The sequence below is a fragment of the Staphylococcus schweitzeri genome, from assembly GCF_002902405.1.
Lineage (GTDB): Bacteria > Bacillota > Bacilli > Staphylococcales > Staphylococcaceae > Staphylococcus > Staphylococcus schweitzeri.
This window is the reverse complement of sequence record NZ_PPQS01000026.1, coordinates 95,956-120,468: the sequence shown is the minus strand read 5'-3', so window position 1 is coordinate 120,468 and position 24,513 is coordinate 95,956. Positions and strand designations below refer to the sequence as shown.

The 24,513-nt window shown below is 30.4% G+C and carries 26 protein-coding genes; 5 read left to right on the top strand and 21 right to left on the bottom strand.

Features of this window, described 5'->3' with window-relative positions; translation table 11 throughout:
- From lpl7 to lpl1, 8 genes are all read right to left on the bottom strand, one after another.
- The coding region (gene lpl7 / locus CD116_RS05640) for a tandem-type lipoprotein Lpl7 (protein ID WP_103325199.1) at positions 1-735 on the bottom strand (735 nt) is incomplete at its 3' end.
- 61 nt (positions 736-796) lie between these two features.
- Positions 797-1,588 (bottom strand): tandem-type lipoprotein, encoded by a 792-nt coding sequence (locus CD116_RS05635; RefSeq protein ID WP_047548540.1) that lies wholly within the window; start codon positions 1,586-1,588, stop codon positions 797-799.
- A 38-nt stretch (positions 1,589-1,626) separates the two neighbouring features.
- Positions 1,627-2,421 (bottom strand): tandem-type lipoprotein, encoded by a 795-nt coding sequence (locus CD116_RS05630; RefSeq protein ID WP_047548542.1) that lies wholly within the window; start codon positions 2,419-2,421, stop codon positions 1,627-1,629.
- Positions 2,422-2,452: 31 nt separating this feature from the next.
- Complete coding sequence (gene lpl5 / locus CD116_RS05625) at positions 2,453-3,223, bottom strand: tandem-type lipoprotein Lpl5 (protein ID WP_047548545.1); 771 nt, start codon at positions 3,221-3,223, stop codon at positions 2,453-2,455.
- Positions 3,224-3,270: 47 nt separating this feature from the next.
- Positions 3,271-4,053 (bottom strand): tandem-type lipoprotein, encoded by a 783-nt coding sequence (locus tag CD116_RS05620; RefSeq protein WP_047548955.1) that lies wholly within the window; start codon positions 4,051-4,053, stop codon positions 3,271-3,273.
- 60 nt (positions 4,054-4,113) lie between these two features.
- Positions 4,114-4,893, bottom strand: a complete 780-nt coding sequence (locus CD116_RS05615) for a tandem-type lipoprotein (RefSeq protein ID WP_047548958.1) — start codon at positions 4,891-4,893, stop codon at positions 4,114-4,116.
- Between the two features lie 47 nt (positions 4,894-4,940).
- Positions 4,941-5,735 (bottom strand): tandem-type lipoprotein, encoded by a 795-nt coding sequence (locus CD116_RS05610; protein WP_047548547.1) that lies wholly within the window; start codon positions 5,733-5,735, stop codon positions 4,941-4,943.
- 30 nt (positions 5,736-5,765) lie between these two features.
- Positions 5,766-6,539: a tandem-type lipoprotein Lpl1 gene (lpl1, locus tag CD116_RS05605; RefSeq protein WP_078101665.1), complete on the bottom strand. Its 774-nt coding sequence runs from the start codon at positions 6,537-6,539 to the stop codon at positions 5,766-5,768.
- A 366-nt stretch (positions 6,540-6,905) separates the two neighbouring features.
- Here lpl1 and spn point away from each other — a divergent pair, with 366 nt between their 5' ends.
- Positions 6,906-7,214 (top strand): myeloperoxidase inhibitor SPIN, encoded by a 309-nt coding sequence (spn, locus tag CD116_RS05600; RefSeq protein WP_047548552.1) that lies wholly within the window; start codon positions 6,906-6,908, stop codon positions 7,212-7,214.
- Positions 7,215-7,324: 110 nt separating this feature from the next.
- On the opposite strand, the gene CD116_RS05595 is transcribed toward spn, so the two are convergent.
- The 13 genes from CD116_RS05595 to CD116_RS05535 all read right to left on the bottom strand — a co-directional run bounded on the left by CD116_RS05595 (position 7,325) and on the right by CD116_RS05535 (position 21,207).
- Positions 7,325-8,827: an FKLRK protein gene (locus CD116_RS05595; protein WP_047548555.1), complete on the bottom strand. Its 1,503-nt coding sequence runs from the start codon at positions 8,825-8,827 to the stop codon at positions 7,325-7,327.
- A 21-nt stretch (positions 8,828-8,848) separates the two neighbouring features.
- Positions 8,849-9,538, bottom strand: a complete 690-nt coding sequence (locus tag CD116_RS05590; RefSeq protein ID WP_047548558.1) for a superantigen-like protein SSL11 — start codon at positions 9,536-9,538, stop codon at positions 8,849-8,851.
- A 350-nt stretch (positions 9,539-9,888) separates the two neighbouring features.
- Positions 9,889-11,076 carry a restriction endonuclease subunit S gene (locus CD116_RS05585; protein ID WP_047548561.1) on the bottom strand — a complete coding sequence of 396 codons (1,188 nt, stop codon included), beginning with the start codon at positions 11,074-11,076 and terminating at the stop codon, positions 9,889-9,891.
- A complete protein-coding gene (locus tag CD116_RS05580; protein ID WP_047548564.1) occupies positions 11,069-12,625 on the bottom strand; it encodes a type I restriction-modification system subunit M in 1,557 nt (518 codons plus the stop codon). The genes CD116_RS05585 and CD116_RS05580 overlap by 8 nt, the downstream gene beginning before the upstream one ends.
- 261 nt (positions 12,626-12,886) lie before the next feature.
- Entirely contained in the window at positions 12,887-13,570 is a 684-nt protein-coding gene (locus CD116_RS05575; RefSeq protein WP_047548567.1) for a superantigen-like protein SSL10, read from the bottom strand.
- A gap of 367 nt (positions 13,571-13,937) precedes the next feature.
- Entirely contained in the window at positions 13,938-14,636 is a 699-nt protein-coding gene (locus tag CD116_RS05570) for a superantigen-like protein SSL8 (RefSeq protein WP_047548570.1), read from the bottom strand.
- Positions 14,637-14,975: 339 nt separating this feature from the next.
- Positions 14,976-15,671 carry a superantigen-like protein SSL7 gene (locus tag CD116_RS05565; protein ID WP_047548573.1) on the bottom strand — a complete coding sequence of 232 codons (696 nt, stop codon included), beginning with the start codon at positions 15,669-15,671 and terminating at the stop codon, positions 14,976-14,978.
- Between the two features lie 421 nt (positions 15,672-16,092).
- Positions 16,093-16,788 carry a superantigen-like protein SSL6 gene (locus CD116_RS05560; RefSeq protein ID WP_047548576.1) on the bottom strand — a complete coding sequence of 232 codons (696 nt, stop codon included), beginning with the start codon at positions 16,786-16,788 and terminating at the stop codon, positions 16,093-16,095.
- Between the two features lie 455 nt (positions 16,789-17,243).
- Positions 17,244-17,948, bottom strand: coding sequence for a superantigen-like protein SSL5 (locus tag CD116_RS05555; RefSeq protein WP_047548579.1), 705 nt, complete (start codon positions 17,946-17,948; stop codon positions 17,244-17,246).
- A 108-nt stretch (positions 17,949-18,056) separates the two neighbouring features.
- Entirely contained in the window at positions 18,057-18,194 is a 138-nt protein-coding gene (locus CD116_RS05550) for a hypothetical protein (protein WP_047548582.1), read from the bottom strand.
- A 118-nt stretch (positions 18,195-18,312) separates the two neighbouring features.
- The gene (locus tag CD116_RS05545; protein WP_047548585.1) at positions 18,313-19,263 is read right to left on the bottom strand and encodes an exotoxin beta-grasp domain-containing protein; all 951 of its coding nucleotides are present in this window, start codon (positions 19,261-19,263) and stop codon (positions 18,313-18,315) included.
- A gap of 288 nt (positions 19,264-19,551) precedes the next feature.
- Positions 19,552-20,247, bottom strand: a complete 696-nt coding sequence (locus CD116_RS05540; RefSeq protein ID WP_047548588.1) for a superantigen-like protein SSL2 — start codon at positions 20,245-20,247, stop codon at positions 19,552-19,554.
- A gap of 279 nt (positions 20,248-20,526) precedes the next feature.
- Positions 20,527-21,207: a superantigen-like protein SSL1 gene (locus CD116_RS05535; protein WP_047532221.1), complete on the bottom strand. Its 681-nt coding sequence runs from the start codon at positions 21,205-21,207 to the stop codon at positions 20,527-20,529.
- A gap of 471 nt (positions 21,208-21,678) precedes the next feature.
- Between CD116_RS05535 and CD116_RS05525 the strand changes: the two genes are divergently transcribed.
- The 4 genes from CD116_RS05525 to CD116_RS13860 all read left to right on the top strand — a co-directional run bounded on the left by CD116_RS05525 (position 21,679) and on the right by CD116_RS13860 (position 24,138).
- Positions 21,679-22,524: an SDR family oxidoreductase gene (locus CD116_RS05525; RefSeq protein WP_047532220.1), complete on the top strand. Its 846-nt coding sequence runs from the start codon at positions 21,679-21,681 to the stop codon at positions 22,522-22,524.
- 18 nt (positions 22,525-22,542) lie between these two features.
- Entirely contained in the window at positions 22,543-22,902 is a 360-nt protein-coding gene (locus CD116_RS05520; protein WP_047548590.1) for a DUF1304 domain-containing protein, read from the top strand.
- A 518-nt stretch (positions 22,903-23,420) separates the two neighbouring features.
- Positions 23,421-23,573, top strand: a complete 153-nt coding sequence (locus CD116_RS05515) for a hypothetical protein (protein WP_000248845.1) — start codon at positions 23,421-23,423, stop codon at positions 23,571-23,573.
- Complete coding sequence (locus CD116_RS13860; RefSeq protein ID WP_047423845.1) at positions 23,554-24,138, top strand: hypothetical protein; 585 nt, start codon at positions 23,554-23,556, stop codon at positions 24,136-24,138. The genes CD116_RS05515 and CD116_RS13860 overlap by 20 nt, the downstream gene beginning before the upstream one ends.
- Positions 24,139-24,513 lie beyond the last annotated feature (375 nt).

The window sequence follows — 24,513 nt, the reverse complement described above, 5'->3', positions numbered from 1 at the left end:
GTAAATGTTTTCTTCCTTATTTTCAACAAAGGTAAATTCAATATTTTTATATCCGACTGATGAACCTTTTAAATTACCTGAGCCTTTCAATAATAATTTAGGCGCTTTTTGCGTCGGGATATTATATCGCTTACGTAATTGTTCTACATTGTAATCACTGTTTTTCAATTGATATTGTGCAGAGTATATTGGTGCTTCTGGGTTATATGTCACTTCTCCGTCTTTATAGTTTTCCAATTCTTTGAAATTCCCGTATTGTACATAGAATTTAAATTCTTCAATTTCTTTTTTTACTTTTTCATCATAGATTGGTTTTAATGGAATGATTTTATTATTTTCCATTTTCACTGGATATTTTCGTTCATCACTATATACCTTGCCCTCACTGTCTTCTTTAACTATCCTGACAAAATATTCACCAGTGCATGTTCTACTATTTCTATTTAAACGTATGACCATACCTTTAGATACCATATTTTCATTTTTCAGTTCTGTTGTCATTTCAGATCTAATAACCCACTTCCCTTTGTCACCCTTTTTAAATTCGCCATCTCGATAGCCTTCTTTGTCATAAAAATCTTCTAGATTTTTCGTAGGGTATACATCTAATGTTTTCGCAAAGCTCTTTTTGATCTGTGTTTCTTTCGAATCTCCAGTGATCTTATTACTTTCGCATCCTGCCATTAATACGATTAAAATTAATATAAATATGTATAATTTCTGAAAAAACTTCATCTTGTCACATCTCTTTGCACATTTTTTGATATTTGATCAAACCACACATTGTAATTTAACTTTACTTACTTGGTATGAATTCAACACTATCGTTAAAATAAATATTCTCACCTTTTCTTTCAACAAAAGTAAATTCAATATCGTTTTGACCAACTGAGGAATCTTTTAAATCTCCTCCACCTTTCAAAAGTAACTTCGGTGCTTCTTTTGTTGAAATCTCATATCTTTTACGTAGTTGCCTTACATTGTAATCGTCATTTTGCAATTGATATTTAGCAGAATAAATTGGTGCTTCTGGATTATATGAAAACTCACCATTGTTGTATTTTTCGAAATTTTTAAAATTTCCATATTGAACAAAAAACTTGAAGTTTTCAATTTCTTTTTTTATTTTTTCATCATTAATTTGTTCAGTAGGAATAATTTTATTCCCTACCATTTTCACTTCGTATTTTTCCTCCTTATCTTTATTTACATGATTGTTTTTTTCACTTATTTCTTTCAAAACAAAGAAACCTTTGGCTGTTTTGGTATTTCTATTAATATATAATTGCATACCTCTTGTTTTCATCACTTTGTCCTTTGGCTGTTTAACTATTTCAGATCTAATTAGCCAAGTACCTTTATCATCTTTTTTAAATTCTCCATCTCGATATCCCTCTTTGTCATAAAAGTCTTCTAGATTTTCAGTAGGGTACATATCTAACGTTTTTGCAAAACTCTTTTTAATTTGTGCTTCTTTTGAATCTTCTTTTGACTTTTCTGAAGTATCGCTTGATTTATCACAACCTATTATAATAACACTCAAAACCAGAACGCTTATGTACAATACGACTCTTTTTAAAAATCTCATTTTTTCACTTCTCTCTTGTCTGATTTTTTATTGAATCTCTACTGATTATCTTTTGATGGGTTAAAATTTAAAAAATCACTGACAGAAATTTGGTTATCTTTTTGCTTTGAAAAGATATATTCCACTTTTTTATATCCTATAGAGCTACCTTTTATATCCCCATCTATATGAAATTTTAAAGTTGGCGATTCACTGGTTGTGATAGGATAAACATCTCTAAGTTTTTTTACATTACTATCACTATTTTCCATTTTGTACGCTGCTTCATAAAATGGCACATTTTCATTGCTCAATATTTTCCCGTTTTTATAATTTTTCAAGTCTTTAAAATCTGCATATTGCCCCAAAAATTTAAAATTTTCTATTTTATGTTTAAGTTTTTCATCTTCTACTTTATCTAAAAGGACTATTTTATTATTTTTAAGTTCAATACGATAATCTTTCCTTTGCGGCATCTTATCCTCTTCGTTATAAGTTTTTCTTACAAAATAATATCCTTTAGCCGTCCGCGTATTTCTATTCAAATGTAATACCATACCTTCACTATCCAATTCACCCGCTTTATTACTTTTAGCAAAATCTGTTGATATTGTCCACGTCCCTTTATCACCTTTTTTAAATTCTCCATCTCGATATCCTTCTTTGTCATATAAATCTTCAAGATTCTTAATAGGGTACATATCTAACGTTTTTGCAAAACTCTTTTTGATTTGTGTTTCTTTTGGATCTTCTTTTGATTTTTCTGAAGTATCGCTTGAACTATCACACCCCATTATAAAAATGGTCAAAATAATAACACTTATGAACAATGTAAGCCTTTTTAGATATTCCATTCCTTCACACCCTAATATTTAATTATCAGTACTATTTTTTCGCTGGCTTATAACTTAAATAATCAATGACTGAAATATCCCTATCTTCTTTTGAAAAATCTATTTCTAACCTTTTATATCCAACAGAACTACCTTTTAAGTCCCCGTCAATATACATTTTTAACATTGGAGCTTTATCAGTAGGAATGTTATAACGACTTCTTAATTGTTTAACATTTTCATCTTTATTGCTCATTTTATATTCCACGTCATAACTTGGAACATTCCAATTTATTGACACGTCGCCATTGTTGTAATTTTCCAAATCCTTAAAATTTGCATATTGTCCGAAAAATTTAAAGTTTTCTATTCTCTTTTTTAGATTTGGATCTTCTACCTTGTCTAATAAGATAATTTTATTATTTTTCATTTCAACTTTATAATTTTTTCTATCAGGTAATTTATCCTTTTCATAAAATTTCTTAACAAAATAATATCCCTTAGCCGTTCGAGTATTTCTATCCAGATTTAAAACCATACCTTCATCATCCAATTCGTCTGATTTATTGCTTTTAGCAAAATCTGTATATATAGTCCACATTCCTTTGTCGCCCTTTTTAAATTCGCCATCACGGTATCCTTCTTTATCATATAAGTCCTCGAGATTCTTAATTGGATACATATCTAACGTTTTCGAAAAGCTCTTTTTGATTTGTGTTTCTTTTGAATCTCCAGTGATCTTATTATCACCACCGCAAGATGTTACAAAAACGCTTAAAATCAACAGACTTATGCACAATCCAATCATTTTTATATATCCCATATTTTCACGTCTCTCTGTTTTAGAATTATTTCTACACCCAATAAACTTTAGCTACCATCATCAGATGGTCCAAAATTCACAAAATCTCTTACAGTAGTTTCTTGGTCTTTTACTTTTGAAAAATTATATTCTATATTTTTATAACCAACTGAACTTCCTTTTATGTCACCATCTAGATGTAATTTTAATACTGGAGATTTTTTTGTTGTGATTGGATAAACTTCTCTAAGTTTTTTTACATTTTTATCCGTATTACTCATTTGATATTCTGCATCGAAACTTGGCACATTATCTGCACTTGATATATTTCCATTTTTATAATTTTTAAGATCTCTAAAATCAGCATACTGACTAAAGAATTTAAAATTTTCTATTTTATTTTTGAGCTTTGGATCTTCTACTTTATCCAAAAGTACTATCTTATTATTTTTTAATTCAACATGATATTTTTTTTGTTGATCTTTTTCATTAAATTCATCATGAACTTTGCTCTTGTAATAATATCCTGTTGCCTTCTTTGTATTTCTATTAAGGAATAAAACCATACCTTCGTCATCTATTTCACCTGGCTTGTTACTTTTAGAAAAACTTGTGAGTAAAGTCCACGTCCCCTTATCTCCCTTTTTAAATTCGCCATCTCGATATCCTTCTTTGTCATATAAATCTTCAAGATTTTTGATTGGATACATATCTAACGTTTTCGCAAAACTCTTTTTAATTTGTTCTTCTTTGGAATCTTCTTTTGTTTCATTACCTTTGCCACAACCTGCAATCATGACTATTAAAATCAAGATACTTATGTACAATGCAAAACATTTTAAATTTCCCATCATTTCACTTCTCTCTATCATGTTAATATTTGTTGAGCACTATCAACCTTTGTGTTATTTTTAGTCACTTGGAATTAAGTTTAATCCATCTGAAAAATATATATTTTCTTTTTTATTTTCTAGGAATATAAATTCAATTTCCTTATATCCAACTGAAGACCCTTTCAAATCCCCCGAACCTTTCAACAATAATTTGGGCGCCTTTTCTGTTGGTATATCATATCTTTTTCGTAATTCTTTAACATTATAATCATCATTTTTCAGTTGATATTTCGCGGAATAAATAGGACCTTCAGAATTGTAGGAAATGTCACCATTTTCATAATTCTCTATTCCTTTAAAACTCCCATATTGAACAAAAAACTTAAAGTTTTCAATTTCCTTTTTCAACTTTTCATCTTTTATCTTTACGGTTGGAATAATTTTATTGTTTATCATTTTCACAGGATACTTTTTTTCTGTTTCTCTCTCGTCAAGTTTTTTTCTTGAATCTATTTCTTCTATTGAAAAATACCCCGTTGCGGTCCTTGTATTTCTATTCATGTATAATATCATGCCTCTTGAAGTTAAACTTTTACCTTTTGGTTGAATTATCATTTCAGATCTAACAACCCACGTCCCTTTATCGCCTTTTTTAAATTCGCCATCTCGATATCCTTCTTTGTCGTATAAATCCTCGAGATTCTTAATTGGATACATATCTAAAGTTTTCGCAAAGCTCTTTTTAATTTGTGGTTCTTTTGAATCTTCTGTTGTTTTATCACTTTTGCCACAACCTGCTACAATAACTATTAAAATCAAGATACTTATGTACAATGCAAAACTTTTTAAATTTCCCATCATTTCACGTCTCTCTGTTTTAGAATTATTTCTACATCTAATAAACTTTAGCTATCTTCATCAGACGGCCCAAAATTTAAATAATCTCTTAATGTTGTCTCTTCATCTTTAACTTTTGAAAATTTATATTCTATTTTTTTGTATCCAACTGAACTTCCTTTTATATCACCATCTATATGTAACTTTAATATTGGAGCCTTTTTCGTTGTAATTGGATAAATATCTCTAAGTTTTTTTACATTTTCATCACTATTATTCAATTTGTATTCTGCTTCATAGCTCGGTACATTTTCATTAGTTGTTATACTTCCATCTTGATAATTTTTTAAATCTTTAAAATCGGCATACTGACTAAAAAATTTAAAATTTTCAATTTTTTGTTTAAGTTTTTCGTCTTCTACATTATCCAAAAGAACAATCTTATTATTTTTAAGTTCAACACGGTATTTTTTCTCATTCTGATTTTTGCTAATATCATCATAAATTTTATTTACAAAATAATAACCTGTTGTCTTTTTGGTATTCCTATTTAGATATAGCACCATGCCTTCATCATCTATTACTCCTGCCTTGTTACTTTTAGAAAAACTTGTGAGTAAAGTCCACGTCCCTTTATCTCCCTTTTTAAATTCGCCATCTCGATATCCTTCTTTATCATATAAATCCTCGAGATTTTTGAATGGGTACATATCTAATGTTTTCGCAAAGCTCTTTTTAATTTGTTCTTCTTTTGAATCTTCTTTTGCTTTTTCCGCAGTATCGCTTGAACTATCACAACCTATTATAAAAATGCCCAAAATAATAACACTTATGAACAGTGCAAGCTTTTTTAGATATCCCATTTTTTCACACCCTAATATTCCTTATCAATACTATTTTTTCGCTGGTTTATAACTTAAAAATTCAATGACTGATAATTTGCTGTTTTCACGTTTTGAAAAGTCAATTTCTAACTTTCTATAACCTACAGAACTGCCTTTCAGGTGCCCATCAATATGCATTTTTAAAATAGGTGATTTTTCAGTCGAAATATTATAACTACTTCTTAATTCCTTAACTATTTCATCTTTATTGCTCATTTTGTATTCAACATCATAACTAGGAACATTTTCATTAATTGAAACATCACCATTATTATATTTTTTCAATTCTTTAAGATTTGCATATTGACCGAAAAATTTAAAGTTTTCTATTTTCTGCTTGAGCTTATCATCTTTTACTTCATCTAATAAAATAATCTTATTATTTTTCATTTCAATTTTATAATTCTTTTCATCTGGTAGTTTACCATTCCGGTAAAATGTAGTAACAAAATAATGGCCTTTAGCGGTTCTAGTATTCCTATCCAGATTTAAAACCATACCTTCATCATTCAATTCTCCCGGTTTATTACTTTTGGCGAAATCTGTGTATATCGTCCACATCCCCTTATCTCCCTTTTTAAATTCGCCATCTCGATATCCTTCTTTGTCATATAAATCTTCAAGATTTTTGATTGGATACATATCTAACGTTTTCGCAAAACTCTTTTTAATTTGTTCTTCTTTGGAATCTTCTTTTGTTTCATTACCTTTGCCACAACCTGCTATCGCAAATATTAAAATCATAACGCTTATGTACAATGCAAACCTTTTTAAATATCCCATCGCTTCACGTCTCTCTGTTTTATACTTCATTTATATTCTCTTTTCATATAAATAATTAATTATTTTGTATATTTCTCTTTTACGTTACCAAAACATACATATACAATCAATTTAATTTATTAATTAAATTTGTACTTATTATTATGTTACATCATTTTTTTATTATTGTTTCATTTGAATTAAAATATCTTCGAAACCTACTTCTCAATTCGAAGAAACACAAGCATCGTACTAAAGTTTAATTGCTTTTTAGCAATATTTGCCAGTTTAACTATTTATTAAAAATTATTAAACCGACTTAATAAACGTAATTTTCTCAATATTCAGTGTTATGATAGAGTTACAATTTTTAGAGGAGTGATAGATATGAAATTAAAAAAGGGTTTAGTAGCTACGGCAATGGTAGGTGTATTAGCAACTGGCGTTGTTGGCTATGGTAATCAAGCAGATGCGAAAGTTTATTCTCAAAATGGGCTCGTACTACATGATGATGCAAACTTCTTAGAACATGAATTAAGTTATATCGATGTGTTATTAGATAAGAATGCTGACCAAGCTACAAAAGACAACTTAAGATCATACTTCGCCGATAAAGGACTACATTCAATCAAAGACATTATCAACAAAGCTAAGAAAGACGGCTTTGAAGTTTCAAAATATGAACACGTAAAATAAATTCAATAATACTTTGTAACGAAGTACACGAAAATAACAGCTCAATGACGTTGAAGTCAGTGACTATCTCACTAATTTCATTACATCATTAAGCTGTTTTATTTAATTAATTATTTTTCTAATTTTGGTGCCTTACGTTCAACTTTCTTTTCACCTAAAGGATAGAACCAAGTTAACGGACTATCGTTAGTATCAAAACCAATGATTTTATCGCCGTATAACTTGTAGTAAGCAGGAGTATTTTCAAGTTTCTCATCAAACTCACGATCCGCTTTCTGTTCAGGTGTTTCATATACATCTATATGCTTACTTACAAATCCACTACTTAATAATTTACCTGTAATAGGTTCGACTACAGTAAAGTTAAGCTTTTCTCCATTTTGTAATCTGAGTCCAGCATAATCTACATCAAAGCTAAATTCACCTTTTTCATTTACTTGTAAATCAGGGAATAATTGCGCTTCTCCTAGTTCAGAGTCTACCTTCACTACTGCATTTGCGAATTTAGTCTTCCCTTTAATTACTTTAGTACCTTCTTGGGTTATTTTACCCTTTCCTTGTTCGGTATGATATACATTTCCATATATTTCATCCACATGTAAATCTTCTTCAACATCTTTCAAAACATTAACTTTTTTCACTTTTGTATGATCGTATTTAGTTTCTGCTTTATCAATATCTTCAAAACTTGTTACTTTAGTTTTGAAGATTAAAGGTTTTAAGGCATCTTCTTCATCATCAGGTGCAAATGTTAATGATATATCATCATTTTTCTTTAACGCTAAGTTATCAAAAGGATTTTTTTTGAAATCAAAATCAAAATATCCTTTTTCATTAATAGGCATCCAAATACCTTCTGATCCAGATTTCGCTTCCTCTTTATTTGGACCACCATTAGCATTTGTTTCAAAATTAATAAATTTATTATTAATAGATAGAGCAACTTTACCTTTTACAGAAGTATGGCCTTTAATAATACCTGATCCTTCAGTAATAGGTTCGATGAAAACTTGGTGATGTCCATCTTTTTCTTTTAGTTGTTCTTTCGGTATTTCATAAGCTTTTTCATATCGTGGTGTTGTATATGTAGCTTTAGCATCTGTGCTTTCTTCCTCAACACCAACTTTTTCTGTTGTAGCTTCTTCTACTTCTTCATCCTCTTCTTCTTCTCCTAAGTCAGGACTTGATGATGAAACTGCAATTTCTTGATTATGAACAATTTTTCTATTGTGTAGTGGATACTCGAATCTTCCATTTTCATCAGCAAATACTAAATCACTGCTTCCTCCATCTACTGAATCAGCACTTTTCCCATCTATATTCATTAGAATAATATGGCTCGGTAAAGTAGTCCCTGTTACCTTTTGAGCTCCAGGTTTAATAGGGTCTATATTAACAAAGTTCTTTTTTATTTGATCCGAACTTACTTCTTTATTATTTTGAACTGGTTGTGATTTAGATTTGATTTCTTTAGTTGCATTTTCCTTTGGGTTCTCAACAGTTTGGCTACCTTCAGATGCCTCTGCTTGACCGTTTGTCATGATATATAACATAGTAATTGCAACAGATACTAAACCGACTTTCATTTTACGTAACTTAAAATTTTCCCTCATGATATACTCCCTCGAATATTATTATAAATTCACTTCAATTTTCTCTATATTTCTACCATCAATTACATCACCCATACGGTGTTCTTGTAACTTTTTATTTAATTCAAATGTGTAATAGTCACCATTATTCATAGTAACTGTAATTTTGCTGTCTTTAGGCTCTGTTTTATAAAGATCATGATTATCAATTAACTGTTTTCTTAATTTGAAATCTAATTCCTTCAACGATATTTCTTCTTTATATATGTTATGGAATGTAGATTTTACAGTAGTAGTATTATGGCTTGTATTTCTATAAATAAACATATTTACATGTTTAACAGTATCTTTATATTTGTTTTCATTTGTTTTTGTAATTCCACCAATTGAAATATTATCTGCCTGTTTACCAGATCCCTCTCTTACTACAAAGACATCTAGATTATTATAATCTTTTCCGTCTTCAAATCTTTCTTTGTCTGTGCCAAGTAAGGAAATCACATTCAGTTGTGGTCCATAAATAATATTCATCTTATCCTTATCTCTATAACCACTTACATTTTGAAAATTAAATCCAGTTCCACTATAATAACTCTTTAATTCTTGTGTATCTTTTGAAATAACTGATAATCTACTTTCACTTGCTTTTACTGGCTGAGCAGTAGTTGTAATAATTCCTGTTGTTAAAATCCCAAGTGCTAAACTTACTTTAGCAATATTTTTTAATTTCATAATTCTATGCTCCCAATTTTTAGTTTGTTTGATTTATTCTATTACGCAATACGAACAATCCTCGTTTATTATAATGAGCAATAGTCGTACTTAACATTAAACTTACTTTAACTAAAAATTAATCATTATTAAGTAATTTAAGAAATAGTTAACTAATATCATTTAATTCCTATCAATCTACTCTCTTTTATTTACGAATAACACTTTATCTCAGCTTAAACTTTATTTAACCACTTATTCTGTACACAATTTCGACACAAAAAAGACACTGCGCTATCACAGTGTCTAAATTTAATGTTCGTTTTTGATTAGGTGAATATCTTTACCAATAAAGCTAAATTTAAAGTTGTTTAAATAAACATCCCTTGAAGTAATCCTTGTTTCAACTGTTTTAGACAATTTAATTTACGAGTTTTATTTTCAATCATCTTATCCAAATTTGAAATAAACTTACCAATTTTTGCTTGTTCTTGAATACTTGAAGGTATATATATAGTTTCTTTTGAATAATCCTTGAAGTACAAATGCGGTATAGTACTACCAATTATATACTTTTTAAAATCAACTATTTTCATTCGATAATAAAGGAATTCAAGGTCTATATTATTTGCCTGTAAATAACCCATAGTTCCAATTACGGATGATTTCTCTGGTCTTAAATTCAAACGACCAACTCCGGCTCCATCCTTCAAAATAGAAATATATGATTCCTCTATATCATAATTTGAATCTTTACCAATCTCTCGAACTGCGTCATAAACTGGATAACCCTTAGAATCAATCTTGTCAGCATACTGATTAGAAGACTTCTTTGAGCTGGTATATTTTGTGACATCTTGTATACTAGTAACTTTCCACTCTGGATATTCATTGCCATTTTCATCTTTAAATCGCAATTCTTGTGAGAAGATTTTCTGCATATAGCCTTTTTTCTGTTGCTGAAGTAATTCAAGTTTTTGTTCTTCTAATTCAATTTGCCGGTCGAGTTTGCTGAAGAATTTGCCTACTTTTTGCTGCTCTTCAAATATAGTTGAGGTGAATATTTTTAAATTAGCAATTTCTTTGAAGTTTAGTCCTTCTCGACTACCTCCACTTTGTGCAAGGAAAATTTTCCTTTTACCTTTTCTTGATAATAGATACTGTTCAAAAAAATTATAATAATACTCTTTTTTCAATCTAATAATACATACATGTTGATTTAAATTAGCATGCGTTTCAACTATTGAATTAATGGCTGTTCTACCTATTGATGCTCCTGTAATATTTAAAAGAACATCACCATAGTACGTTCTACTATTTTTCATCTCATCATCTATATCTTTACTAATATAAACTAAGTCATTAAGATTTAATTTACCATTTCTAATATTTTGACTCCTTAAAAATGGTATGCCTTTGTTTGTATAGTTTTCACTTCCACCTTTGGGAGTCTTTCCACTGCCTATTTTGGTAGTAACTTCTCCTAGCTTCTTCTCTTCCCATTCGCCTTCAAACCCTGGGAATCTCAACTCTGGCACTTTCTTTTGTGTATTACTCATCTTTCAACACCCCAAGTTCTTTCAGGTATGCATTGATTTCTTGTTCAACTTCTGCGATTTCTTTATCGATATTTTTCAAATCTTGTTGGACTTGATCTAAATCAATTGGTTCTTCTTCTTCGAATGTATCAACGTATCTCGGTATGTTTAGGTTATAATCGTTATCGGAAATCTCTTGTAATGTCGCACTGTAGCTATATTTATCAATCGTTTCTTTACGCTTATATGTGTCTATAATGCGTTCGACTTGGGCATCGCTTAAATGGTTTTGATTTTTTCCTTTTTCAAAATCATTGGATGCATCGATAAATAGTACGTTGTCGTCTTGTTGGCGACATTTTTTAAATACTAAGATACATGTTGGAATACTTGTCCCATAGAAAATATTGGCTGGCAAACCAATCACGGCTTCTAAATAGTTCTTTTCTTCGATTAAATAACGACGAATGACACCTTCTGCCGCACCTCGAAATAATACGCCATGTGGGAGTACAACTGCCATTGTACCTTCATCATCTAGGTAATGTACCATATGCTGAATAAAGGCAAAGTCTGCTTTAGACTTTGGCGCAAGTTTACCGTAACCACTAAATCGCTCGTCATTTTCAAATTTTGAATCTGCTGACCATTTCGCACTGTATGGTGGGTTCGCTATAACCGCATCAAATGTAGTACCTAAGAAAGCTGGATTTTCCAACGTATCATCATTACGGATATCGAAGTTCTCATAGCGCACATCATGTAACAACATGTTCATGCGTGCTAAGTTGTATGTGGTGTTGTTGCGTTCTTGTCCGAAATAACGATACACTTTTGTTTCTTTACCAACACGTAACAGTAATGAACCTGAACCACATGTTGGGTCATACACGTGACGTAATTTATCTTTACCGTCTGTGACAATCTTCGCCAGTATCTTAGATACTTGTTGTGGTGTATAGAACTCGCCTGCTTTTTTACCCGCTGTCGCCGCAAAGCGCCCGATCAGGAATTCGTATGCATCACCTAACATATCAATTTCCATATCACTGTGAACGAATGGTAAGTCGTCAAGGTTAACCATGACTTTAGAGATTAATGCAGTACGTTCTTTGACATTGTTACCTAAACGCGTTGAACTTAAATCCATATCGCTGAACAATCCGATAAAGTCATTTTCACTTTCTTCACCTAGTGTTGATGTTTCAACTTTACGAATTGCCGTCGCCAGATGTTCAATATCGAAATCTTGTGTTTCAATTTCACGAATCATCGCACTGAATAAATCTTGTGGCTCAATGAAGTAACCGACTTGATCAATTAATTCTGCTTTTAAGTCTTCACGATATTCTTCATCTGCCCATGCTTCTTGATACGTGATGTCTTCACCTGCCAAGGCATCTGCGTATTCTTGTTCCGCTTTTTCAGATAAGAAGCGATAGAAAATCAAGCCTAAAATGTAATTACGGAATTCACTCGCATCCATGTTCCCTCTTAAATCATTCGCAATCGACCATAATTTTTTATGTAATTCAGCTTGTTGCTGACGTTGTTTTTCAGTAATAGACATGTGATTCCTCCGCCTTTGAATAAGTAATTTATCTCTTTGTGTAATAGATTTATTATAACATTTGGATATGTTACGATGTGGAGAATTTTGATGCTGTTGGTGGAATTTTTGGATTTATAAAAACTGGCGTAGTATTCATAAAACACAAATAAAAACAGCCTAACGATGCTGTCGATTGATACCCCTTTTTCGTATGGTATGCGTACCAATCCACGTTTTGTCGTTAAGCCGCTTCAATTGCTTTTTCTTATTCGTAATTATTTACTTCAAGTTAATTTCAATATCTTTAATTTGTTTACTATCCATGACTTCTCCCATATATTTGAAATCTAATTTATATCTTAAATCAAGGTTATAAAAGCTACCATCTTTCATGCTAATTTTGACCCAACCATCTTTTGAGATCGTTTTATACAGACCGTATTTTTCAATTAAATGCTTTCTCAACTTAAAATCTAACTCTTTCAGTGATATTTTTTCTTTTTTAATATAATAAGGATAACCTTTCACAAAAGCATCTTCACCATTTTCTTTTGTAACATTTAATCTTGGTGCACTGACAACTCCAGATGTTTTATTATTCTGTATTACACCACCAACAGTATAAAATATATCGTGCTTATCTCTTTTTTCTTGAACAAAGAAAACATCTAACCCCTCATAACTACGCTGTTGAAATTTACTTTTATCATTTCCAGGCAATAATACTTGAATCTTAATACCTCTAAACTTAAAACGTAAGTTGTTTTTACCATGTTTCAAAGCACTAATATTTTTCATTTCCATAGTTCTTCCAGTGTAGTATCGGTGTAGTGCCTCCTTGTCATGTTTATTTACTGACTTTTGATTTTGTTTTGCATGACCTGAATGAACTTCTGTTGTTAAAGTTCCTGTTGTTAAAATTCCTAAAGCTAATGTAGCTTTAGCTATCGCTGTTAATTTCATATTGTTTTGCTCCAATCTTAATGTATTGGATTGTTATTATTACGTAATTTGCATCATATGCCTTTATTATAACGTGCATCGTTTCATACGATAATTAACCTCGATTTAAATATACTTGAATTATTCTTAATGAAAAACAAATATTTTTTAAATGTTCAGGTTATATGACTTTCATTATTTCATTTAGTTGTTTTACTGGATTATCGTTTACTACAACTGATGATGTTACTCTGTTCTGCTCTTTGCATTACAAAAACAACTTAACAACAGTAATGTATTTAACACAGTTCCTTATATAAGGACACGGATGTCAATTCACATTTTGTTGTTAAGCCGCTTCTTAAGCTTTTATTCTATATATCATTGATTATTTCAAATTCACTTCGATGTTCTTAATTTGTTCACTATTAATGACATCTGCCATACGCTCGAAATCTAATTTATCACTTAAATCAATTTCATACTTATTTTCATCTTTCATATTAATAACAATTCTACCTTTATCAGCTGCCCCTTCATACAGTTTGTATTTTTTAATCAATAGTTTTCTTATTTTGAAATCAAATTCCTTCAATGATACTTCTTCCTTTTGAATAAAGAAAAATTCATCAATCGAAAAACCGCCTTTATCGTCTATTTTTTTAACAAGTAAGTTCGGCGTTCTTAGAGACTCAAATATTGATTTTACGTTTTTCTTTGTTACACCACTAACACTAAATATTCTTCCATCTAAATCTACTAATTCTGGTACCGCAAAGACATCTAAACCATGTGTTTTTTCTTTGTATTTATTTTCATCTTTTCCCAATAAAAACACTTGGAACTTTTGATTTTGTTGGTTAAAAAGCAAAACGTTAGAGTCATAATAACCTTGACTTTGACCACTAACATTTGTTAACTCATAACTTGGTCCCGAATAATACTGATGTAACTTGTTTGTATCATATAAACGGTTCATTTTTTCATACTTTCCTTTTGCATTAACCGATTGATTTTCTGTTATCATTGCACTTGTTGTTAATATTCCTAATACTAATGTCGCTTTAGCTATCACTGTAAATTTCATATTCATATGCTCCAATCTCAATATATTGGATTGCTTTTATTACGTAATTTGAATAATACATATTTATTTTAAAGGTCATTGAGACAAACTGACATTAACACTCGTTTAATTAAACTTAAATCATGGTTAATGAAGAACTAATTAATATTCAATGGACATCACTTTCAGGAGCAATGTGAATTTTTAGTATGCTCATACCCTGCGTTATAAAACATAAAAACAGCCTAACGACACTGTTGATTTAGATACGTCCCTTTTTGTAGGATGTACGTATCTATTTAACATTTCATCGTTAAGCTGCTTCAAAATTTATTACTTTAGAGTCATTGAGTACTTACTTTAAATTTTCTTCATAGTCACTGCTATATTTTTAATATCTTTACTATTCAACACATCGCCCATGCGCTCGAATTGCAATTTATCACTTAAATCAATCTCTACCTTTTTCTCGTCTTTCATATTGATAGTGATCTTACCGTATTTAGAAGTACCTTTATATAAACCGTATTTTTCAACTAATTGCTTTCTAATTTTGAAATCAAGTTCTTTTAATGAGACTTCTTCTTTATTAATTAAAAATGAGTCAATTGCTGCGTCTAAATTGCCTCCATAAACTTTATTAACAAATAAAGGTGTGTTAGTTTCAGAAGTTTTGTTATTTTTCTTCGTTACACCACCAACAGTATATAATCTACCGTTTGGATCAATTAATTCTTGTACTACAAAGACATCTTGACCTTCAAGGCCTTCTTTATATTTCTCTTTATCTTTTCCTAATAAGAATAATTGGTGATTTTGATTTTGCTGGCTAAAGCGTACAACGTTAGAACCATTATAGTTTTCAATCTTACCACTAACATTCCTGAATTCAACACTTTCTGATGAATAGTATCGATGTAAGTCTTTAATATCATATAAATGTTGTACTCTCTCTTGCTTTTCTTTTGCTTGAACTGCTTGACCTTCTGATGTAATGACACCAGTAGTTAATAAACCTAATGCCAAGGTTGCTTTAGCTAATGTCTTTAATTTCATAGTATTATTCTCCCAATCTATTTATAAATTTTGGCTTAATATATTTGATATGATTAATTCAATTACGTAATACGAACAATCTACTATCATTATATAAGTGGTATACTGCTCCATGAATTAACCCATTTTTAACTATTTTTGAACCAACGTTAATTTAGTTAATAGAATCCTAACAGTGTTAATCATTTTTTATAACACTATGCTAATTTTTTAACTATTCACACTTTCCCTCAATTTAATTATGTTTTCCACATTGTTTCATGTCACTAAAGCGACATCATGCATCTATAGGTATCAACCGTTTTTCCAAAAATCCGATTATGAACCCGCTCCTTTTTTCATCATAACAACACAAAAAAAGAAGCTAAGCAATATGTTATCGCTTAACTTCCCTATAATTACTAGTCTGCTTGTCCAAAGATTATTTATATTCTAGCTCAACATTAATTTCTTTGATTTTAGTACCATCTATCGTGTCACCCATGCGATGCGGTTGTAATTTTTTTGTAAGTTCGAAAGTATAAAACTTATCATCTTCCATTTTAACTACAATTTTACCTTTTCTATTGTTAACAGCACCATATAATTTTTCTTCTTCCATCAATTTTTTTCTTAATTTAAAGTCCAACTCTTTTAACGAGATTTCTTCTTTAGTAATTTTAAATTTACTATCTTTAGACTTTTCAGATGATTCATCATTTTTTCTTGTTACTTTAACATCGACTTCTTTACTAAATTCTTTACTATTTGTCTTACTTAAACCACCAATTGAATATTGTCTTCCATTAACAGTTTCCTCCTCGATGACTAAAAATGCATCTTGCTTATCATGCTCACCTTGAGGGTATTTTTCAATATCTTTACCAAGCAAGCCAACAAAATAATCTTTTCGATCCTTCCAAACATATACTCCTTTATCTGTCACTTTCTGTCTATACAAACCATCAAGATTTTTTAACTCTATACTTGGCTTGCTATAGTAGTATTTTAACGATTTATAATTGTGTTGACCTTGAGTTGATTCTGCCGCTTTTACTGTTTGACTTTCTGTTGTTATTACACCAGTAGCTAACAATCCCAATACTAATGTTGCTTTAGCTAACGTTTTTAGTTTCATAGTACTATTCTCCAAATCTATTTAGAAATTTTCACTTAATATATTTTATATGATTATTTCAATTACGTAATACGAACAATCTACTATCATTATATAAGCGGGATACTAAGCTATGAATTAACCTCATTTTAACTATTCCTGAACCAATGTTAAGCTAATTAATGGAATCCTAACAGTGTTAATCATTTTTTATAACACTATGCTAATTTTTTTAACTATTCACACTTTCCCTCAATTTAATTATGTTTTCCACATTGTTTCATGTCACTAAAGCGACATCTCGCATCTATAAGTATCAACCGTTTATACAATATTTACTGTTGCTTCATTGCATTTTTCGATTAATCACCCCGCTTCATTTTCCATAATAGCAATACAAAAAAGAAGCTAAGCAACTTATACTGCTTAACTTCTCTATATTATCCATATTTTACTATTATCTATATTTCATTGAATTATCTAATATTGGCTTCTATTTTTTCAATGTTTCTACCGTCAATGACGTCACTCATGCGATTTGTTTGTAATTTTTTATTAAGTTCGAATGTATAATAACCACCGTCTTTCATTATCACTTTTATCTTGCTATCTTTAGGAAACTTTTTATAAAGATCAAAATTTTGAATTAAATACTGTCTTAATTGAAAGTCGAGTTCTTTAAGGGAAATCTCTTCTTTATAAATGTAGTGTAATCTACCATACGTAGTAATACCATCACCTTCGCTTTTCTTAATCTGAAACCTTGGTGCGTTTAAGTAATCATAATAAGCGCCTTGATTTTTCTTAGTGACACCACCGTATGAATACACTGTGCCGTTGCGGTTTTCCGCTTCTTTAACAACAAAAATATCTAATCCTGGATTTTTACGTGCTTTAAATCTTTGTATATCTTTTCCAAATATCTGTACTCTTGTGAACTTTCTATTTTTATCAATGACAAGGTAGTGTCTCCCACCTTTACTATAATGATAACCGACAACATTTTTAAGTTGGTTACTTGCACCACTATAGTAATCTCTCAAGTCGAAGATATCTTTTGTCACATTTTCATATTTTGATTCATGTTCACTCGCATTTACAGTTTGAGTAGTTGATGTTATAACCCCAGTCGCTAAAATACTTAATGCTAAACTGGCTTTCACAATTGCTGTTATTTTCATAGTTGTATGCTCCAATCGTAATTATTAGATTTGTTCGATTACGTTTATTGAATCATACAGCCTTATTATAGTTGGCGTATTGTTCTATTTACATTAAACCTTATTTAACTATATTTGAATCATCGTTAAGTAAATTAAGGAATCAATAATGTTCGTTAAATAAAAATGATTTTGTTGTGATTTGATACATGGCACATTTGGTCTTTCGTCACACTTAAGGCATAGAAACGTCACTTTTACAAACAAGTGAATATTCGTCTTCTTACATCCTTATGCATAATAAAAGAAGCTAAGCAACATGTAGGCCGTTGTCACTTAACTCCTTGTTTCAGCATTAATAGCTTCTATGCAGAATCTATCCCACTTATTTTATATACACTTCAATTTTATCAATGTTTGTAGCATCTATGACATCTGCCATACGATGCTCTTGTAACTTTTTGTGTAATTCAAACGTATACTTTCCACCATTTTTCATTTTAATAATAATTGTTCCTGAACCAATGTTACCGTATAGGTTATGTCTTTCAATGAGTTGTTTTCTCAATTTAAAATCAAGCTCTTTCAAGGAAAGTTCTTCTTTAGTAATTTTGTATTCTGAAATATCATGTGAAATCGTACCTTTACTATCTTCTTTAGTGATGCTTAACTGTGCCTTATGATCAACTTTTTTACTATTAGTCTTTGTGATACCACCGACAGAATATTTCTTCAATTCATATTTATTGTCTTCTAAAACGATAAATACATCGATATTATTGTATGGTCCTTCTTTATATTTTTTATCATCCTTTCCAACTAAAGCTATTTTATATATAAAATAATTTGGAATAACATTCATAAATCTAACCGTCGTCCATGGTTTCAGCATAAATCCAAACTGATTTTCGAATTCTAAACTCGGTTTCGTATAATAAGCTCTTAAATCCTTATATTTAGGATTTATTTCTGTTTGTGCTTGTCCTGCAGTTGATGATTGCGATGTGTCTGTCTTGGTTGGTGGTTGTGGCGTGTTTGTTGATGGAGATGTTGTCACTTTAGTTTGTGGCATTGTGGCTAAGGCTGGCGATTGTGATCTTTCTTGTTTAAGTACTGGCTCTGTTGTTATGTTTAGCGATTGCAACGCTTCTCGTTTGGATTGTTGCTTTTTTTCTGCATTAGCTGTTGATGTATTTCTCTCATTAGCATTTAGCGTCTTTTCGAGATTAGCCGTACGTTCTTTTTCTACGTTAGCTGATTGCGTTGTCGTAGTGATTACGCCTATTGTTAAAAGACCTAGTGCTAAACTTGCTTTCGCAATTGTTGTCATTTTCATAGTTGTATGCTCCAATCTATTATATTCGATTGTTTTATTACGCAATTAGAATCATACAACTTCATTATAGATGGCGTTTTACGATATTCACATTAAACCCCGTTTAACAATTTTTGAAGTATTATTAAGTAATTTAAGCAAAAAATAATTAGTAATTTTAAGATTTATGTGGCGTTTCTATGTGCCTTTGAAATGATTTTTAAGCACTAAAAAGAAGTTAAGCAACGTTTGATCGTCACTTAACCTCTCTATTTCAATTTCAAATTATTTCGTCGTCAAGTATGTGTGTTATGCTTTTCTAACTTTGATTTCAATTCTATCAATATCTGTAACATTGATAACATCGGACATACGGTCTTCTTGTAACTTTTTATCCAATTCAAATGTATACTTTCCATAGTATTTCTTTTTGACGGTAATTTTCCCTGTACTCATTTCACCGTAAAGACCATAATTATCAATAAGGTATTTTCTTAATTTAAAATCAATCTCTTTCAATGACATTGCTTCTTTATCTATTTTAAATGGGAAAAAGTCATAATCATATTCACCAATATGATCTGCTTTAATAACTCTTGCTTCTGCTATTAGGTCGACAGCTTTATCGTTTGCACTTGTGATACCCCCAATAGAGTACTTTGCACCTTCAAATCTCTTATCCTCATTAACGTAAAAGATATTAAGATTACGATGTACACCCGCATGATAATGTTGCTTATCTTTGCCAACTAAAGCAAGATTATTAACAGTATTACCATCTATGATATTCATAAATTTAATACTTGGTTGAATGAAACTGATATAACCTGTCACATTTTTATATTCAATACTAGGTTGAGTATAATAAGCTTTTAATTTTTTGCTATTTTCACTTATTACAATAGGTTTCTTTTCGGCATATACTGGTTTTTCCGTTGTAGTGTTTACACCTGTTGCTAAAATTCCTAATAATAAACTTACTTTTGCAATTGATTTCATTTTCATAGTTGTATGCTCCAATCTATTATATTAGATTGTTTTATTACGTAAATCGAACCATACAATCATATTATAGGCGCTGTATTCAGATATTGACATTAACCTATTTTTAACTATTCATAAAACTCGATTAAGTTTGTTAAGTAAAAGATAATAGTTGCTTCGTCTGTGGATGATTAGGTAACTTTGACGATTGAAAAAGAAGCTAAGCAACAGTACGTCGCTTAACTTCTATATATTTCCATAACAAGTACTACTCAACATAGCTTTTGTTGTTAGAAAGTATTATTTAATTTCAACTAGAATTTTTTGTATTTGTCTACCGTCGATTGACTCACCCATACGTTCTTTTTCAAGTTTCTGACTTAAATCGATTGTATGTGATTTGCCATCTTTCATTGTAATTGTAATTTGACCGTGTTTGTGACCGTTCGAATATAGGCCATGTTGTTTGATTGAACGTTCTCTTAATCTAAAATCAAGTTCTTTTAGCGAGATGTCTTCTTTTGAAATGTAGTAAAAATCTTTAAGTACATCTTCATTACCTTTCTTGATTTCTAAAATTGGCGTATTGATATAATCAATATACTGCACACTATTTGATTTTGTAACGCCACCAATTGAGTAATTTGTTGCTTGTCTACTGTCACCTTCTCTAAGGATAAACACATCTATATTTGAGTTTTCTCCGTCTTTAAATTTATCTTTATCAGATTCAAGTAAAGTAATTCGAGAATGCTGTTGCCCTACTGTGACTTCTAAATAGTGTTTACCCTCATCAGTATATTTAAATCCAGTCACATTTTTACGCTCTAAAATTGGTTTATTATAATAGTGTTTCAACTCTGATTCACTTTGTTGTTTAACTTCTGTTTTCGCTTGTACTGATTGTACATTCGATGTAATTACACCTGTTGCTAACATTCCTAATGCTAAACTTGCTTTAGCTATCGCTTTAAATTTCATAATTTTAAGCCCCAATCTATTTAAATTTGATTTTTCAATTACGTAATATGAACAATCTACCTACATTATATTGATGTATTATCGCCATTCAAATTAAACTTCATTTAACTAAACTTGAATCATTGTTAAGGTAATTAAGAAAATGCTAACAGTTATTAATCAATTCTTATCCACCAATACTTATTTTTATACAATTCTCACTTTATACCATTTTATTTATCAAAACTGTAAAACTTTCAGACACAAAAATGACACCATATTGTCGCAGTACCTTGTTGGAATTTTCAAAGATCTTAGTGATACTCATCAACTAAACTTAGTCATTGTGGTATTTTCAATGCTAATAATATATGCGTATTTACTAAACACAGCGACAATAAATACAGATTACAATTTTTTATAAAACCAAATGTTTTGATAATCACTAAATAAGTATTATGTTATGAATATAAAGATGAGGAGATGAAGTCAATGAATATTATATTAACAGGTGCTACAGGTCATTTAGGCACACATATTACAAATCAAGCCATTGCAAATAAGATAGATCATTTTCATATTGGTATTAGAAATGTTGAGAAAGTACCAGAAGATTGGCATGGAAAGGTTTCTGTACGACAATTAGATTATTTTAATCAAGATAGCATGGTAGAAGCATTTAAAGGAATGGATACCGTTGTATTTATTCCAAGTATTATCCATCCATCATTCAAACGTATTCCTGAAGTGGAAAACTTAGTATATGCCGCAAAACAAAGTGGCGTTTCTCATATCATTTTCATAGGTTATTACGCAGATCAGCATAATAATCCATTCCATATGAGTCCTTATTTCGGTTATGCAGCACGTCTATTGGCAACAAGTGGCATTGACTATACGTGTGTAAGAATGGCGATGTACATGGATCCACTTAAACCATATTTACCAGAATTAATGAATATGCACAAACTGATTTATCCAGCTGGTGATGGCCGTATTAGTTATATTACAAGAAATGATATTGCTAGAGGTGTCATTGCTATTATTAAAAATCCAGATACTTGGGGCAAACGCTATTTATTATCAGGCTACAGTTATGATATGAAAGAACTTGCTGCAATTTTATCTGAGGCATCAGGCACAGAAATTAAATATGAACCCGTTTCATTAGAGGCATTTGCAGAAATGTACGATGAACCTAAAGGCTTTGGTGCATTATTGGCATCAATGTACGACGCAGGAGCAAGAGGATTATTAGAGCAAGAATCCAATGATTTCCAAAAATTAGTCAATGATCAACCACAGACACTGCAATCATTTTTACAAGAAAATATTTAATAATAAAGGAGCGTTACAGTGAATATCATCTCGACAATTTTAGTCATATTTGTATCATTAGAGTTTTTCTATATTATGTACCTTGAAACGATTGCTACAACTTCCAAAAAGACCAGCGAGACATTTAATATAAGCGTCGATAAATTGAAAGACAAAAATATTAAATTGCTTTTGAAGAACCAAGGTGTATATAACGGTTTAATAGGAGTTTTGCTAATATACGGTTTGTTTTTCAGTATTAATTCAAAAGAAATATGCACAGCTATTTTAGTGTATATCATTGGCGTTGCTATTTATGGTGGCCTTTCAAGCAATATCAGCATCTTTTTCAAACAAGGTACATTGCCAGTATTGGCACTCATATCAATGCTTTGGTAAGTGTTCGAGGGAGTGAGATGTAGGTGTAGTCTGGGGTTTGGAGGGTTTGGGTGTGGACGTTTATAAACTCAGAGTATTTCATCCTAATTATTTCAAGCAGAGGTGACAGTAGCGTTGCCTCTGTTTCCTTATAGAAAAAATGATTTAATGAAGAAAACCCATATCTGTTTTAATTTTCAGCTGATAAATTCTCCATATATTAGAATGGCTACTTTATCTATTGCATCAATCCTTTAAGACAAAAAAACCCATGATTTCGAAATTCCCGTATGGTGGGGTTCCTACTCTCATGGGTCAGTTAAATAAATATTATCACTATAAGTTTATTATTTCAATATTATTAACAATATATGTAGTCGTAAAAGGAAAGAGGACATGAGAACTTCGGTGTTGATTGGCATTACATAACGCTTCCAAACATATTATTTGGTAACAATAAGAAACTATTTACACAACCTATTTTATATAGTAAAATTATTTTATAAGATTTAAATCCAATTGTACAAGGAGTGAATATCATGGTACCAGAAGAAAAAGGTTCTATTACTTTGTCAAAAGAAGCTGCTATCATATTTGCAACCGCAAAATTCAAACCATTTAAGAACAGAATTAAAAATAACCCACAAAAAACAAATCCATTTCTTAAATTACATGAAAACAAAAAATCTTAATCACTTTATTTATAGCATTTCTAATCTCAGAAATGCTATAAAGGACAACGCCCTCTTTCATAACTATATAAGTCAAGAAACCAAGAAATTCCAAACATCTTTAAACCCTTCAATAGCACATTTCCTAAAACATAAAGCAATAAAAATGAACGATCTAAATTCCATTCGTACGTATTTAATTATAGATAAATCAGACCTTGAAATAATGGGATACTTCTGCTTAAAAATTGTAAATATAAAGCTTGAAAAAGACGTTAGTGGAAAAACGAAAAGAAAAATCTCGTCTGATGCTAAAAAGAATGGAGAATTTCAAGCATTATTAATAACTAAATTAGGTAGGAGCGATAAACACAAAAAGCATATACCAGGAGAAATTGTAATGGACTATGCCTTATCTATTGCTTCTGAAATTTATGATCGTACTGCACTAAGACATATTTGTGTTGATTGGTATGATAATAAGAATTTGAAAGAATTTTATTGCAATAATTGTGGATTTAAAATATACCAAGAAAAAATAACTAAAAAAGGAAAACTTATTTCCGCATTTTACAAGCTTAAGTAAGGGTTTAAACAGATTATGTATGACTATTTTAGACAATTCAAAACAACGTAAAAATAAAAACCTCGGTTATTTCAAGAATTATAAAAGACGGAGTTGCTGAAGAATATTTCAAATCTGTAGGTTCATAAACTTTACCTAGACATATAAAATATATACCATATTACGCATGATTTTTTATTTGCACGTTACTTGCACGTTATATTCGCTAGACAAATTCATTATCAAATAAATACGACCTAATCCTTGTTTTTAAAGGGATTTAGGTCGTTTTTTTACTTGCACGTTATTTTCGCTTCATAAGTAAATTAGATTAAAAAAGGACACTACTCACTTTTCATATGCTATCACAATTAGGTTCTGGTCAAAAAACGTATT

Coding starts and splice junctions, on each gene's coding strand:
- CD116_RS05635 (WP_047548540.1), bottom strand. CDS start 1,588: ATGAGATTTTTAAAAAGAGTCGTATTGTACATAAGCGTTCTGGTTTTG.
- CD116_RS05630 (WP_047548542.1), bottom strand. CDS start 2,421: ATGGAATATCTAAAAAGGCTTACATTGTTCATAAGTGTTATTATTTTG.
- lpl5 (WP_047548545.1), bottom strand. CDS start 3,223: ATGGGATATATAAAAATGATTGGATTGTGCATAAGTCTGTTGATTTTA.
- CD116_RS05620 (WP_047548955.1), bottom strand. CDS start 4,053: ATGGGAAATTTAAAATGTTTTGCATTGTACATAAGTATCTTGATTTTA.
- CD116_RS05615 (WP_047548958.1), bottom strand. CDS start 4,893: ATGGGAAATTTAAAAAGTTTTGCATTGTACATAAGTATCTTGATTTTA.
- CD116_RS05610 (WP_047548547.1), bottom strand. CDS start 5,735: ATGGGATATCTAAAAAAGCTTGCACTGTTCATAAGTGTTATTATTTTG.
- lpl1 (WP_078101665.1), bottom strand. CDS start 6,539: ATGGGATATTTAAAAAGGTTTGCATTGTACATAAGCGTTATGATTTTA.
- spn (WP_047548552.1), top strand. CDS start 6,906: ATGAAATTAAAAAAGGGTTTAGTAGCTACGGCAATGGTAGGTGTATTA.
- CD116_RS05595 (WP_047548555.1), bottom strand. CDS start 8,827: ATGAGGGAAAATTTTAAGTTACGTAAAATGAAAGTCGGTTTAGTATCT.
- CD116_RS05590 (WP_047548558.1), bottom strand. CDS start 9,538: ATGAAATTAAAAAATATTGCTAAAGTAAGTTTAGCACTTGGGATTTTA.
- CD116_RS05585 (WP_047548561.1), bottom strand. CDS start 11,076: ATGAGTAATACACAAAAGAAAGTGCCAGAGTTGAGATTCCCAGGGTTT.
- CD116_RS05580 (WP_047548564.1), bottom strand. CDS start 12,625: ATGTCTATTACTGAAAAACAACGTCAGCAACAAGCTGAATTACATAAA.
- CD116_RS05575 (WP_047548567.1), bottom strand. CDS start 13,570: ATGAAATTAACAGCGATAGCTAAAGCTACATTAGCTTTAGGAATTTTA.
- CD116_RS05570 (WP_047548570.1), bottom strand. CDS start 14,636: ATGAAATTTACAGTGATAGCTAAAGCGACATTAGTATTAGGAATATTA.
- CD116_RS05565 (WP_047548573.1), bottom strand. CDS start 15,671: ATGAAATTAAAGACATTAGCTAAAGCAACCTTGGCATTAGGTTTATTA.
- CD116_RS05560 (WP_047548576.1), bottom strand. CDS start 16,788: ATGAAACTAAAAACGTTAGCTAAAGCAACATTAGTATTGGGATTGTTA.
- CD116_RS05555 (WP_047548579.1), bottom strand. CDS start 17,948: ATGAAAATAACAGCAATTGTGAAAGCCAGTTTAGCATTAAGTATTTTA.
- CD116_RS05545 (WP_047548585.1), bottom strand. CDS start 19,263: ATGAAAATGACAACAATTGCGAAAGCAAGTTTAGCACTAGGTCTTTTA.
- CD116_RS05540 (WP_047548588.1), bottom strand. CDS start 20,247: ATGAAAATGAAATCAATTGCAAAAGTAAGTTTATTATTAGGAATTTTA.
- CD116_RS05535 (WP_047532221.1), bottom strand. CDS start 21,207: ATGAAATTTAAAGCGATAGCTAAAGCAAGTTTAGCATTAGGAATGTTA.
- CD116_RS05525 (WP_047532220.1), top strand. CDS start 21,679: ATGAATATTATATTAACAGGTGCTACAGGTCATTTAGGCACACATATT.
- CD116_RS05515 (WP_000248845.1), top strand. CDS start 23,421: ATGGTACCAGAAGAAAAAGGTTCTATTACTTTGTCAAAAGAAGCTGCT.
- CD116_RS13860 (WP_047423845.1), top strand. CDS start 23,554: ATGAAAACAAAAAATCTTAATCACTTTATTTATAGCATTTCTAATCTC.